Source organism: Fertoeibacter niger (genome assembly GCF_009380135.2).
Lineage (GTDB): Bacteria > Pseudomonadota > Alphaproteobacteria > Rhodobacterales > Rhodobacteraceae > Fertoeibacter > Fertoeibacter niger.
The window spans coordinates 91,460-103,449 of sequence record NZ_WHUT02000008.1 but is presented as its reverse complement, the minus strand read 5'-3'; the positions used below and the strand labels follow the sequence as shown (position 1 = coordinate 103,449).

Annotated in this window: 14 protein-coding genes; 2 read left to right on the top strand and 12 right to left on the bottom strand. The window is 65.9% G+C overall.

The genetic code is table 11. The features are described 5' to 3' along the window. Positions 1 to 3: 3 nt before the first annotated feature. The 10 genes from GEU84_RS14040 to GEU84_RS13995 all read right to left on the bottom strand — a co-directional run bounded on the left by GEU84_RS14040 (position 4) and on the right by GEU84_RS13995 (position 7,198). On the bottom strand, positions 4 to 366 hold the full coding sequence (locus GEU84_RS14040) for a DUF983 domain-containing protein (RefSeq protein ID WP_152827154.1): 363 nt from the start codon (positions 364 to 366) through the stop codon (positions 4 to 6). A 70-nt stretch (positions 367 to 436) separates the two neighbouring features. Next, positions 437 to 1,246, bottom strand: coding sequence for a Pnap_2097 family protein (locus tag GEU84_RS14035; RefSeq protein ID WP_152827152.1), 810 nt, complete (start codon positions 1,244 to 1,246; stop codon positions 437 to 439). Next, positions 1,243 to 2,508 carry an MSMEG_0569 family flavin-dependent oxidoreductase gene (locus GEU84_RS14030; RefSeq protein WP_152827150.1) on the bottom strand — a complete coding sequence of 422 codons (1,266 nt, stop codon included), beginning with the start codon at positions 2,506 to 2,508 and terminating at the stop codon, positions 1,243 to 1,245. The genes GEU84_RS14035 and GEU84_RS14030 overlap by 4 nt, the downstream gene beginning before the upstream one ends. An 11-nt stretch (positions 2,509 to 2,519) precedes the next feature. After that, positions 2,520 to 2,801, bottom strand: a complete 282-nt coding sequence (locus GEU84_RS14025) for an MSMEG_0570 family nitrogen starvation response protein (RefSeq protein ID WP_152827148.1) — start codon at positions 2,799 to 2,801, stop codon at positions 2,520 to 2,522. After that, positions 2,794 to 3,774 carry a sll0787 family AIR synthase-like protein gene (locus tag GEU84_RS14020; protein ID WP_152827146.1) on the bottom strand — a complete coding sequence of 327 codons (981 nt, stop codon included), beginning with the start codon at positions 3,772 to 3,774 and terminating at the stop codon, positions 2,794 to 2,796. The genes GEU84_RS14025 and GEU84_RS14020 overlap by 8 nt, the downstream gene beginning before the upstream one ends. Then, on the bottom strand, positions 3,774 to 4,316 hold the full coding sequence (locus GEU84_RS14015) for an MSMEG_0567/Sll0786 family nitrogen starvation N-acetyltransferase (RefSeq protein WP_152827144.1): 543 nt from the start codon (positions 4,314 to 4,316) through the stop codon (positions 3,774 to 3,776). The genes GEU84_RS14020 and GEU84_RS14015 overlap by 1 nt, the downstream gene beginning before the upstream one ends. Further along, positions 4,313 to 5,407, bottom strand: a complete 1,095-nt coding sequence (locus GEU84_RS14010; RefSeq protein ID WP_152827142.1) for an MSMEG_0568 family radical SAM protein — start codon at positions 5,405 to 5,407, stop codon at positions 4,313 to 4,315. Before GEU84_RS14010 ends, GEU84_RS14015 begins: the two co-directional genes overlap by 4 nt. Further along, the gene (locus GEU84_RS14005) at positions 5,400 to 6,371 is read right to left on the bottom strand and encodes a Nit6803 family nitrilase (RefSeq protein WP_152827140.1); all 972 of its coding nucleotides are present in this window, start codon (positions 6,369 to 6,371) and stop codon (positions 5,400 to 5,402) included. The genes GEU84_RS14010 and GEU84_RS14005 overlap by 8 nt, the downstream gene beginning before the upstream one ends. 63 nt (positions 6,372 to 6,434) lie before the next feature. Beyond that, positions 6,435 to 6,917 carry an MSMEG_0572/Sll0783 family nitrogen starvation response protein gene (locus GEU84_RS14000; protein ID WP_152827138.1) on the bottom strand — a complete coding sequence of 161 codons (483 nt, stop codon included), beginning with the start codon at positions 6,915 to 6,917 and terminating at the stop codon, positions 6,435 to 6,437. A gap of 68 nt (positions 6,918 to 6,985) precedes the next feature. Further along, positions 6,986 to 7,198: a hypothetical protein gene (locus GEU84_RS13995; RefSeq protein WP_174539879.1), complete on the bottom strand. Its 213-nt coding sequence runs from the start codon at positions 7,196 to 7,198 to the stop codon at positions 6,986 to 6,988. On the opposite strand from GEU84_RS13995, the gene GEU84_RS13990 reads away from it, so the two are divergent. Further along, positions 7,179 to 8,552, top strand: a complete 1,374-nt coding sequence (locus GEU84_RS13990; protein WP_152827136.1) for an aminotransferase-like domain-containing protein — start codon at positions 7,179 to 7,181, stop codon at positions 8,550 to 8,552. The two genes, GEU84_RS13995 and GEU84_RS13990, sit on opposite strands and share 20 nt — an antisense overlap. Positions 8,553 to 8,885: 333 nt before the next feature. Here GEU84_RS13990 and GEU84_RS13985 read toward each other — a convergent pair whose 3' ends face one another. Continuing rightward, complete coding sequence (locus GEU84_RS13985; RefSeq protein ID WP_152827134.1) at positions 8,886 to 10,052, bottom strand: extracellular catalytic domain type 1 short-chain-length polyhydroxyalkanoate depolymerase; 1,167 nt, start codon at positions 10,050 to 10,052, stop codon at positions 8,886 to 8,888. 38 nt (positions 10,053 to 10,090) lie between these two features. Beyond that, a complete protein-coding gene (locus GEU84_RS13980) occupies positions 10,091 to 10,531 on the bottom strand; it encodes a CopG family transcriptional regulator (RefSeq protein WP_241427709.1) in 441 nt (146 codons plus the stop codon). Positions 10,532 to 10,771: 240 nt separating this feature from the next. Between GEU84_RS13980 and GEU84_RS13975 the strand changes: the two genes are divergently transcribed. Continuing rightward, positions 10,772 to 11,977: a hypothetical protein gene (locus GEU84_RS13975; RefSeq protein WP_174539878.1), complete on the top strand. Its 1,206-nt coding sequence runs from the start codon at positions 10,772 to 10,774 to the stop codon at positions 11,975 to 11,977. Positions 11,978 to 11,990 lie beyond the last annotated feature (13 nt).

The window sequence follows — 11,990 nt, the reverse complement described above, 5'->3', positions numbered from 1 at the left end:
GTTTCAGAAACCGTGCAGGCGTTCGGCCCATTGCCAGCCGATCATCGCCCCCTTGATGCGTGGCAGCAGCAAGAGGCTGCCCGAAACCGCAACAACGCTGGTCAGAAGCGCAGTTTCCGCGGGGCCAAGATCGGTGTGAACGGCCAGCGCGTGCAGCAGGAAGCCCGATACATGGCACATGATCAGAATGGTGAAATAGGCGGGGCCATCGTCAGCCTTCTGCGCGGCAAAGCTTTGCCCACAGGTGTCGCAGGCCGCCGCGACCTTAAGATAGTGGCTGAACAGCCTTCCCGTGCCGCAATCGGGGCATCGGCAGCGCAGGCCGTTTCGAATGGCCGGTTTTCTAAGGCGCTGTGTGGCTTGCATGATCAATCCCCATGATTGATTGCAAGATATACAGATATTGATTGCAATCAATAAGCATACATGTGGCAAATCACCCCAGCTTTCCCGTGATCACCCGGGCGATCACCCGGCCTTGCGACATCAGACTTGCCCTGTGCCCAAGGGCCGCATCCGGGCAGCGCCGCAGCATGGCGGTAACGAGATCACCCGGATCGACATTGCCCAGAAAGACGATCTGCCGCGCGGTCAGCGGTTGTTGCGCCATGGCCGGGCACAGCGCCCATTCCGCACGGTCAACAAGCGCGGGGTAATTGGCGCAGTAAAGCAACCCCGCCGCGTTGAAATCGGTGGTCGGGCATGGCGTCACATCCACCTGCGCCCCGCTGCCAAGACCGGCGGTCGGTTCGTGATAAAGCGCGCCCGCCTGTTTCACAAAGCCGTTGTCGGCACCAGCCTCCATCAGCGGCAGGTCAAGATGGCCACGCGGTTGCGCGCGCCGGATCTGGCTGTTGGCCCCGCTCTCGCCATGCCGCACGAAGGCCGAGATCAGCGTGACATCGGCAAGCGGCAGGCCGCCCACCTCCAGCGCATGAAACGAGATCAGCCGGGTGGCCGACAGTCGCCGCAGCCGTGACGCGATGGTCAGCACGGCACCCGGCCGGGCCAGCGCAGGCTGATGCACCCGTTCCGACACCGCGCAGAACGCGGCATAGACCGGGGCACCCGTGTCATCGGCAAACACCGCCTCTTGCTGGCCCATGGCAGTGGCGATCAGCCGCCAGTGCACGTCGCCCAGATGGCGCAGCAGCCAGCCTTCGGACAGCCCGCGCCAGCCGCATTCCGCCATGCCAAGACGGCGCTGCTCTACCGCATCAAATGGCGCAAAGGTGCCGTGTTTCATTCGGCGGCCTGCGGTCTGGCCTGCACACCCGCGTATTCGGCGATACGTTCGGCCAGATAGCGGGCATCGTCGTCGATCCCCAGAAACCGCCCCGAGCCCCAGGTGTTCAGCCAGCCCAGCCCGATGAAATACACCCCCGGCGCAGCGGTGACGCCGCGGCGGTAGACCGGCCTGCCCTGCGCATCAAGGCAATCGGCCTGCAACCAGCCGTAATCGGGGCGAAAGCCGATGGCCCAGATGATCGCGGTGATGCCAAGGGCCGCGCAGTCGATGCCTGTCACCTCGGACTCGGGGCGCCAGACCTTGCGGAACGGCGGCTCCACCGGCGCATCAATGCCCTGCGCGGCGATCCAGCCATCGATCAGATCGCGGATGCCGCAATAGCTGCGGTCGGCATCGTCAAGGTTTTTCTCCAGATCCGGCAGAAAGGCTATCTGCGTGCCGTCTGCCCCTGCCATTGACCCGTAAAGATGCACGCCGTCACGCGCGAACCGGCGCAGGTCGATCTCTTTGCCGCCATCACGGCCTGACATGTAGTGGTTGGTCTGGGTCACGGCCTTTACCGGGTCGGGGTGACGGTCTATCGTGATGGCGTAATGGCCCATGTCATGCAGCCAGTCGGTCGCATCGCGGCCCCGGTATTTGCGCGGGCTGCGCGGCGCGGGGCCCACGGCCAGATGCACATCACGCCCGTCGCGGTGCAGATCCTCCATGATCTGCACACCCGATTGCCCGGTGCCCACGATCAGCGCGCCGCCTGCTGGCAATTGCGCGGGGCGGCGGTAATGGGCGGAATGGATCTGCGTGATCGCGGGGTCGATGGCGGCCGCATAGGGCGGCACGATGGGCTGGTCATATCCGCCGGTGGCCACCACCACCTGCCCCGTGGTCCAGATGCCCGCCGATGTTTCCACGCGGTAGCCGCCACCCGGCAGCGGTGCCACGCCCGTCACCGCCACGCCTTCGCGCAGCGGGGGATCGAAGCTGCTGCTGAAGCCGTCAAGATAATCGACAATCTCGTCGCGCAGCATGAACCCATTGGGGTCGCCGCCCGCGTAAGGCCAGCCCGGCAGGCGGCATTGCCAGTTGGGGGTGACAAGGCAGAAACTGTCCCACCGGTTCACCCGCCACGAATGAAACCGGCGATGGCGTTCAAACACCACATGGTCGATGCTGTCGCGGGTCAGATACCAGCTGACGGACAGGCCCGCCTGCCCGCCACCGATGATCACGACAGGAATATGCGGAACGGGCTGTGTCATGGCTGTGGCTTTCATGTCAGGGACAGACAGAAGACGGTGGCATCCTGCGTGGTCATGCGGGCCGCTATCGCCTCGATCCGGGCAAGCTGGCCCATCGCGCGCGAACAGGGATGGCCATGGGTCGCGGCCACCCGGTCAGACGCGGCGTTCAGGCCCGCACGGGCGCGGGCCACAAATTCGGCCAGCGGATAGCTGTGGCCCGCCACCAGATGCTGATGGATGACGGTGGACGGCGAGTAGCAGCGTTCCTCGTGACCATCTGGCCAGCGGATGTGAAAGATCACCTCAGGCATTGCGGGCCTCTGCCGTGCCGGGGCCAAGCGCCAGATAGGGGCGCTGCTGCCAGTTCCAGAATGTCGCGCGGTCTGGCCCCTGCACCAGTTCGATGGCCGCGCCTGCTGTGGCCCGGCCAATGGCGGCGGCGGCAATGCCCCGGTCGGCAAAGCGCGCGCAGACCTCTTTGGCATGCGGCATCTGCACCGACAGCAGAAAGCCGTAGCTGGGAAAGGCGCGCAGCCAGCGTGCGGGATCGGTGCCGGGCGGCATCGGCAGGCGGCCAAGATCAATCTCGAACCCGCAGCCGGAACATTCGGCCAGCATCAGGCTGGTGCCCGCGATGCCGCCCTGGCTGATGTCTTTGCCCGCGCGCACCAGACCGGCCTCGGCCAGTTCGGCCAGCAGGGCAAGGTCGCCGCGCAACCGGCCTTCGGGCGTGCCTGCCCCGGCAAACCAGTTGTCAAACCGGGGCCGCCAGTCGCCACGCAGGTCAACCGCCGCAATCAGCAGATCGCCCGGTGCAGCGGCAAAGCTGGAAATCAGCGCCCGCGCCCGGCCCATGACCGCCACGGACAGGTTCAGCGCAGGCGCATGCAGGTTGGTGTGCCCGCCCACAATCGGCACGCCGTAAGCCGCCGATGCCGCCTGCAAGCCTTGCAGCACCGGCAGGGCGCTGGCGGCATCCGGGGCCCAGATCATGTCGGTGATGGCGGTGGCGGTGCCGCCCATCGCGGCAATATCCGACAGGTTCACCATCACCCCGCACCAGCCCGCAAACCACGGGTCATCGGCCACAAAGGCAGGGATGAACGCCTCGGCGGCAAACAGATCCCACCCGCCTTCGGGGCGGGGCAGGGCTGCGGCGTCATCGCCCGGCTGGCCCGTGCTGCCGCTGGTCAGGCCAAGCGCACGGGTGGCCTTGGCAATATCCAGCTTGCCCAGAATCGACGGGTGGGCCGTCAGTTCCGCTGCAATCTCGGCAACGCGCATCACGCGGCCCCGGGGGCGGTGATACGCCAGCCGCGCGCCGGGTCGTCAACCGCCGGATAATGCGCAAGATCGGCCAGCATATGTGCATGGGGCCGGCCATGCAGATCGACCTCGGCTGTCACCGACCAGTGCAGGCGGCGAAACAGCACCACGTTCTGCCGCTGCACATGGGCGTGAAACTCCACCGCGCCCCGCGCATGGGCGATGCCCACCGCCAGCCGTATCAGTTCCGAGCCCAGCTTGCCCACCCGCCGCCATTCGGGTGCCACCGCCAGACGCGAGCCCCACCAGATGCCCGGTGCGGCCTGATGGATGCGAACGGTTCCCGCCACCACCGGCTCGCCCGCCGCACCTTCGGCCACAGCAACCAGCGGCATCGCCACATCGTCAATCGCATCGCGGTCATGGGTGGTGAACAGCCCCTGTTCCTGCACGAACACCCGGTTGCGCAGCGCGGCGGCCCCTGCGGCCTGCCACGGCTCCACCGCGGCGCAGATATGATAGCTTTGCAGAAAGCCGGCCCTGCCCGGATGCTCTGTCATGCCAGCCTCAGCTTTTCATAGGTGGACAGGGCCGAACAGGCCCCGCACTTGCCGCAGCCCGCCTTGATGTCTGCCGCCTTCATGCCCCCCTCAAGCACCATCCGCGACAGCGGTGACAGGATCGAGGCCATGAAATCAGACGTGGGCGCGGGGTGGCTTTCCAGTGGCGTGCCCGAGATCGGCACAAAGGGCACGACAAAGGGGTAAACCCCCATCGCCACCAGCTTTTCCGACATCGACAGGATCGACTCGGCCGTGTCGCCCAGCCCCGCAAGGATGTAGGTTGACACCTGCCCCCGCCCGAAAACCCGCACTGCCGCCTCGAACCCGCTGAAATATTTGCTGATCGGCACCGAGGCTTTGCCGGGCATGATGCGGGCCCGCACCTCGGGCGTCACCGCCTCCAGATGCATTCCCAGCGCATCCACCCCGGCCTCGGCCATGCGCTGATACCAGATGTCATCCTCGGGCGGTTCGCACTGCGCCTGGATCGGCAGATCGACCGCCGCCTTGATGCCGCGGGCCGAATCCGCCAGCACCTGCGCGCCCCGGTCGGCGCCGCGCGGGGTGCCGGTGGTCAGCACCATATGCTTTACCCCGTCCAACTCGACCGCGGCCTTGGCCACTTCGGCCAGTTGCGCGGGCGTCTTGTGGGCGATGGTGCGGCCTGCGGCAAGGCTTTGGCCGATGGCGCAGAACTGGCAGGTTTTCTTGCGCGATTCATAGCGGATGCAGGTTTGCAGCACCGTGGTCGCCAGCACGTCGCGGGCATGCAGCACGGCGATCTTGGAATAGGGAATGCCATCGGCGGTGGTCAGGTCATAGAACCGTGGCCGTGGCGGAAAGCTGATGCGGCCCACCTCGGTGCCCTCGCGCAGCACCCGCGCCTCGCCCTTGGTCGCGTCGATCACATAGGGGCTTTGAAAGGCGGGCGCGGTATGCACCGGCACCATCACCGTCTGGCTGCCCAGCGTCATCGCCTTGTGATCCGAAGGGCCTGCCCCGCCCCGGCGGCTTTCAACACCTGCGCCCGGGTCCATCAGGCGCGCGCCCTTGGTCTGCAATTCGTTGATCAGATCGGCTTCAAGCATCGGAAGGCTCCTCGAAGGCGGGGGTTGCGGCAGCCAGTTCGTCGCGCGGGCTGGCGGGGCGGGCATCGTGCAGCAGGCGCAGCAGTTCGGGTCGGGCATAATGGCCAACGCTGTCCATCATCCGCTTGCGTTTGGTGATCAGCTTCATGTCCAGATCGGCGATCAATATGCCTTCACCATTGGTCAGCGGCGGCACGGCATGGCGGCCCTCGGGCGTGATGATGCAGGTCATGCAGCCGTCGCGCAGGCCCTTTTGCAGTTTGGGGTCGGGGTGGATGCTGGCGATCTGGTCTTCGGTCAGCCAGCCGGTCGCATTGACCACGAAACAGCCCGCCTCCAGCGCGTGATGCCGCATCGTCACCTCGATCTGTTCGCCAAAGACCGGGCCCACCAGGGAGCCAGGGAAATGTGCCGCGTGAATCTCCTCGTGCTGCGCCATCAGGGAATAGCGGGCCAGCGGGTTGTAATGTTCCCAGCAGGCCAGCGCACCAACGCGGCCCACGGCGGTATCGACCACCTTCAGGCCAGCGCCGTCACCCTGCCCCCAGATCATCCGCTCATGATAGGTGGGCGTGATCTTGCGCCGTTTCAGCGCCAGCGTGCCATCGGCATCAAATATCAGCTGCGTGTTGTAAAGCGAGCCGTGGTCACGCTCGTTCACGCCCAGCACCACCACCATGCCATGCTTGCGCGCCGCCCCGGCCACCGCGCGGGTCTCATCCGAGGGCACAACCACCGCCTCGTCATAAAGCCGCAGATGCTCGGGGCCTTGCAGAACGGGCGGCAGCACAAAGCTGAAATAGGGGTAGTAAGGCACAAAGGTTTCGGGAAACACGATAAAATCCGCGCCCTTGCCGGCGGCATCGGCGATGGCGTTCAGCACCTTTTGCATGGTGCCCGCGCGCGAGGTCAGGTCGGGCGCGATCTGCACGGCGGCGGCGCGGATGACGGGTTTCGGCGGCATGGGGCGTCCTTTGGTCAGCATCCTGAGGTCGGGTATGGCCCGCTCGTGGCGGGCCGTCCGGTGTCAGACCGTCCAGGTGTCGATGATCACGGCGTTGGCCTTTTTGTGCAGCAGGATGCAATCCAGCACGTCCTGCGGCATGATCGGTGTGATGCCCGGGATCAGCGCGGGCTCGCCCGAGCCATAAAGCGCCTGCAAGGCAAAGCGGCAGGCATAGACCTTGCCACCCTCGGCCATGAAGCGTTCAAGGTTCTTGTTGAAATTCTGGTGGCCGGGAAAGGCTTCGTCGCCGATCCTGGGAAAGCCGCGCTGCACGCCCAGCAGAACGCCCGGCCCATACAGCAGGATCGAGGTTTCAAAGCCCTTCTTGTTCAGGCGGATGGCGTTCAGGATGTTCACCAGCCCGATAGACCCTTCAAACGCCATGGTGTGAAAGGTGACAAGCGCCTTGTCGCCGGGGTCGGCCTTTACATCTTCAAAGACCTTGCTTTCATAGTCGACAAAATAGTCGCCGGGCTTGTGGGCTTCCTTGGTGACTGCGGGCATCTGTCTCTCCTGTTGACGGTCGCTGTCAGGCCAGACTGGACGCGGCATTGATGCAATCAACTATTGAATCAATTATCCATACAATAAACCTTCGGCCGAGCAGATGCTGCCGCAAATTCATACGAGAAAACCGATTTTGCGGGACGATTTCGGGCGGTTCGCGAGTTGTCACGGAAAGAACGGCCAGAATCGGCTTGCCATTTGCCTTCCCGCCGCGGATGCATACAAATACCATCAATGCGCAGAATGCCGGAGCCAAACATGAAAACCTGGGTGCCCATCTTCGGCAAAAGCGGCAAGCCGCGCTATCTGGAAATCGCCGATGCGATCGAGCGGGATGCCGACAGTGGCATCCTGTCGCCGGGCGACCGGTTGCCTCCGCAGCGTCGCCTGGCCGAGGTGCTGGATCTGGATTTCACTACGATCAGCCGCGCCTATACCGAGGCGCAGTCGCGCGGGCTGGTGGAAAGCCATGTGGGCCGTGGCACATTCGTGCGCGCCCGTCCCGCGCAGGATGGCCCCACCGCCGACCCCCGCCGCGCGCGCGAACAGGATCTGTCGATGAACCTGCCGCCCGAGCCGGATGACCCGGCGCTGCTGGCGGCCATGCGGGCCGGGCTGGATACGGTGGCGGCCAATCTGGTGCCGCTCTTGCGCTATCAATCCACCACCGGGTCGGACATGGACCGTTCGGCGGCGCTGTCATGGCTGTCGATGCGTGGCATGGTGCCCAACCTTGACCGGATCGCGGTGACGCCCGGCGCGCATGCCACGATGACGGCGGTGTTCGGCATTCTGGCCAGCCCGGGGGATGCCATTCTGTGCGAAGGGATCACTTATCCCGGCCTGCGGTCCATCGCTGCGCGCGCGGGGCTGACGCTGATCGGCCTTCCGATGGATGCCCATGGCATCCTGCCCGACGCCCTGTCAGCCGCGATACGCAGCCATGGCCCCAAGGCGCTGTATCTGAATCCCACGCTGCAAAACCCCACTACGCTGACCATCCCCGCCCCGCGCCGGATGGAGATAGCCGAGATCCTGCTGCGCCACGGCCTTCCGCTGGTCGAGGATGACGCTTATGGCTTCATCCAGCCCGGGGCCCCCGCCCCTTTTGCCACGCTGGCGCCGGAACTGACCTGGCATATCGGCGGTCTGGCCAAATGCATCGGGGCCGGGCTGCGGCTGGCCTTCACCATCGCGCCCGACAGCCGGGCCGCCTATCAGCTGGCACAGATGCTGCGGGTCACGAATGTCATGGCCCCGACCCTGTCGATGGCGCTGGTGACGCGCTGGATCGAGGATGGCACGGCAGACCGCATCTGCCGCTTCATCCGGGCTGAAAGTGCGGCCCGGCAGGCCATTGCCGCCGAGGTGTTGCACGGGTTTGGCTTTGGTGCCGACAGCCATGCGTTCAACATCTGGCTGGGCCTGCCCGATGGCGTCAGCCGGGCCGAGCTGATGGGCCGCATGAACGGCCACGGCATCGGCATCATGCCGTCCGATGCCTTTACCGTGCTTGGCCCGCCGGATGAACATGTGCGCGTCTGCCTTGGCGGGTCGATCAGCCGCGAAGGCTTGCGCACCGGCCTGTCATTTCTGGCTAACACGCTGAACGGCGAGGTCTGGCTGGGCTGAGGTTTGCGGCAGGCGCGGGCAGCCATGCGCCGGGTGACTCGCGGGTGCCGATGTCGCGACGTTCGCGCAGCGCAGCCCCCGGATCGGGGCACCGCAGCATTGCATCGCTACACCGGTTGCAAGGGCCAGAGGAAAGGTCAGCGCCCACTGGCAACGACATCGGCACAAGACGGCAAGGCATGGTGCGCGCCGCTGTGCAGGGGCCTGCCGGTCGGAACCGGCTTGGCCCGGATGCCCGGAAAGCCGGCAGCTTTTGCTGTTTCTGTGCGTCGCCGCGCGGGGCATGGAACTGCATCCCCGCATCCCTCACAGAATTTCAGCTGCCGCAAGCCTTCATTCAGCCCGGTGTTGCAAAAAGAACTCCAGCATCGCGCGGGATGCGGCAGGACCGCTTGGGTCGGTATGGCTGCCTGCGGCATGACCCCCGGCCCAGGCATGGCCCGCCCCACCCAGATCCCAGTATTCGCAATACGATACGCCATCTGCGGTGCAATGGCGGTGGCGGGTATAGGCCCGCCCACCGGGGCTGCGGCCCTGTTCGGTTTGGGCGTGCAAAGCGGGCAGCGCCGCCAGGCTGCGCGCCACAATCGACCGGGCGTTGCGCGGATGCACGGTGGCATCGGCATCGCCGTGAAACAAGATCACGGGTTTCGGCCGTGCCAGACGATCGCCCGCAGCACCGTTTCGCATCGCCATGAAGGCCGAAGGGATGTCATGCGCGGCCCCCAGCGGCAGGCCGGAATGCACACCCACGGCGGCAAAAATCTCGGGGTAGGCATCGGCCATGATCAGCGCCGCTGCACCGCCCGCCGACAGACCCGCCACATAGACCCGGCCCGGATCAACCGGATGGTCGTGCAGGATGCGGCGGGTGACGGCCGCCAGACTGGCAGGCTCGCCCTTGTCGCGGCCCTGATCCTCGGGGCGGAACCAGTTCCAGCATTTGTTGGCATTGGCGGCCCCGGGCTGTGCCGGATAGGCGATCAGACAGCCGAATTCCTCGGCCAGCGCATTCATGCCGGTGCCGGTGGCAAAATCCTCGGGGGTCTGGGTGCAGCCGTGCAGCATCACGACAAGCGGCAGGTCACGCTTTCCCCTCGCACTGGCGGGGATGTAGATGCGGTAGTCGCGCGGCCCACCGGCATCGGCCAGAACCTCGGACCGGAACGCGGCGCCATGAGGCAGGACACCCGGTGCAGGTGCGGCGGTCTTGCGCGCGGCCGGCATTCCGCCTGCCGCAATCCGCCGCATGGTTTCGCGCAGGCGGCTGCGGGGCTGGGCCGTTGGCTGGGCCTCGGGCGACGGTGGGGTGGCTACGTCCAGGCGCACGAATTCGCCCTCTATGGCCGCATCGTTCGCGGGATCAGCCGCGACGTGATCCGCCACGACAGGGGCAGATGGGCGCAGCAGTTGCTGGATCAGCGCCGTCGCCTCGGCCAGTTTTCCGGCGCGGGTCAGACGGGTGGCTTCGGCCATTCCGGGCGTCAAACGCTGTGTCATTTTCTTCTTTCTTGAAAGGGTCTGGGGTGCCCGACTGGTCAGGTGATCCGGTCGGCGAGGGCGGTCTTGACGGCATCGCTGGCTTGTAACCCGCCGAGGATGCTGATGTTCCCGATGCTGGTCAGTGCAAGTTCGGGCGTCACATCTGCGGCGATGATCGCAAGGCCCAGCACGCGTATGTCCAGCATCTGGCCCGCATCGCGCGCCGTCTCCAGATCCGCGCGGCTGAACAGCCTCAGGCCAAGCGCCACGCTTTTGCGGCTGACCGCCTGGCGCACCACATCGGCATGCCGGTCGATCTGGTTGCGTATCGCAGTGCGGATGAAGTCGCTGCGGTTGGAATAGAATCCTTCCTGCACCAGCAGTTCGATATGGCCCAGATCCACGAATCCCAGGTTGATCGTGATCTTTTCGGTTTCCGGTGTGGTTGCGGCTTTCGTAGGTCTTGCGGCGGCAGGCTGGGCCATGATCATCCTCATACCATCCATGTGGATGATATTTGATCGTCAGGCGGCAAGTATCAAGCCCTTTGGGCGCGCCATGGCGCATGACCAAACGGAAGCTGCGCGACATCGCGCGAAGGTTGAGTGGGAAAATCGCGCTTGGGTTGTCGCCAGACTGACGTAGGGGCAACCCGAATCGTGCTATACAACCTAAGGTTGATAGGGCCTGCGCTTCCGCAGCGCCGATCACCCCGGTTTCAATCTCGCGGAGGATTCATGGGACAGTTCGAAACACGCGCCGCCCTGTTCGGCCACAATCTTGAGGCGTTGCAGAAGGGCGACACGATCACAACCACGCGCAAGGTGAACTCACTGGAGGAATTGCGCAGCCTGATGCATGACGGCGCCCCCGATGATGTGCGCGCCGGGCGGGTCGCGCATTACACCGCCGACCACCCCGAAATGATGGACGAGGCGAATGCCGACATCAACGCGGTTCACCTGCGTGCCGCAGCCTATCTTCACGGCGACCGCCCACTGTGCGCCGATGATGCGCAGATGATCGCACCCACCTTTCCGGTGAATGTCACGCTGGTCTCGGCCGCTGATCAGACCATTGATTCGGAATGGAATCTGGGGAACGAGGCCTCGCCGGTGTCGGTCAACATCGGCACGCTGACGATCAACCAGGGCGGCTACATCACCGCCACGGCAACGGCCGTGACCTTTGTGGCGCAGGCGGTTGTGAACAATTCCAGCGGCGGCAGCGGCGCGAATTTCACCATCGGGATCTTTGGCAATCCGGGTGCGACGGGCACGCCCGGCACCAGCCCCGGTGCGGCGGCAAACGGGGGCAATGGCAGCGATGCGGGCACGCCAAGCCCGGGCATCTGCACCGGCGCGCGCACACCCACCGCAGGCCAGGTGGGCAGCCCCGGAACGCAGGGCGGTCAGGGCCAGCCGGGTGCCAACGGCACGCCGAACCAGACGGCCAGCTTTACCTTCAACGCGATCAGCGGAACGCCGTTGTTGCTGCAAACCCAGTCGGGCGCAGGCGGCGCTGGGGGCGCAGGCGGCAATGGTGGCGCGGGCGGCAATGGCGGCACCGGCGGCGACGGTTGCCAGTCGGGCTGCGAGGGCACCCAAAGCGCGGATGGCGGCAATGGCGGCACGGGTGGCAGCGGCGGCCCGGGCGGCCCGGGTGGCAGCGGCGTGAACGGCAACCCGATCCACGTGGTGCTGGCCAGCGGGGTCAGCACGGCGATGTTCGGCAGTGTCGGGCTGGTGGCCCCGCCCGGCAATGGCGGGGCAGGCGGCAATGCGGGGGCGGGCGGCGCGGGTGGCAGCGGCGGGTCGGGCAGCGGCAAGCACCGCTCGGCTGGCAATGCGGGCACGCCCGGCACGCCCGGCACACCCGGCACCGCCGGGGCGCAGGGCAGCTTTTCCGGCAATCCGGGCACTGTCACCGTTTCAGCGGGCTGACGGCGGTGGACCG

Bases quoted from the DNA above. Each gene is read 5' to 3' on its own strand.
- GEU84_RS14040 (WP_152827154.1), bottom strand. From the start codon at position 366: ATGCAAGCCACACAGCGCCTTAGAAAACCGGCCATTCGAAACGGCCTG.
- GEU84_RS14035 (WP_152827152.1), bottom strand. From the start codon at position 1,246: ATGAAACACGGCACCTTTGCGCCATTTGATGCGGTAGAGCAGCGCCGT.
- GEU84_RS14030 (WP_152827150.1), bottom strand. From the start codon at position 2,508: ATGACACAGCCCGTTCCGCATATTCCTGTCGTGATCATCGGTGGCGGG.
- GEU84_RS14025 (WP_152827148.1), bottom strand. From the start codon at position 2,801: ATGCCTGAGGTGATCTTTCACATCCGCTGGCCAGATGGTCACGAGGAA.
- GEU84_RS14020 (WP_152827146.1), bottom strand. From the start codon at position 3,774: ATGCGCGTTGCCGAGATTGCAGCGGAACTGACGGCCCACCCGTCGATT.
- GEU84_RS14015 (WP_152827144.1), bottom strand. From the start codon at position 4,316: ATGACAGAGCATCCGGGCAGGGCCGGCTTTCTGCAAAGCTATCATATC.
- GEU84_RS14010 (WP_152827142.1), bottom strand. From the start codon at position 5,407: ATGCTTGAAGCCGATCTGATCAACGAATTGCAGACCAAGGGCGCGCGC.
- GEU84_RS14005 (WP_152827140.1), bottom strand. From the start codon at position 6,371: ATGCCGCCGAAACCCGTCATCCGCGCCGCCGCCGTGCAGATCGCGCCC.
- GEU84_RS14000 (WP_152827138.1), bottom strand. From the start codon at position 6,917: ATGCCCGCAGTCACCAAGGAAGCCCACAAGCCCGGCGACTATTTTGTC.
- GEU84_RS13990 (WP_152827136.1), top strand. From the start codon at position 7,179: ATGAAAACCTGGGTGCCCATCTTCGGCAAAAGCGGCAAGCCGCGCTAT.
- GEU84_RS13995 (WP_174539879.1), bottom strand. From the start codon at position 7,198: ATGGGCACCCAGGTTTTCATGTTTGGCTCCGGCATTCTGCGCATTGAT.
- GEU84_RS13985 (WP_152827134.1), bottom strand. From the start codon at position 10,052: ATGACACAGCGTTTGACGCCCGGAATGGCCGAAGCCACCCGTCTGACC.
- GEU84_RS13980 (WP_241427709.1), bottom strand. From the start codon at position 10,531: ATGAGGATGATCATGGCCCAGCCTGCCGCCGCAAGACCTACGAAAGCC.
- GEU84_RS13975 (WP_174539878.1), top strand. From the start codon at position 10,772: ATGGGACAGTTCGAAACACGCGCCGCCCTGTTCGGCCACAATCTTGAG.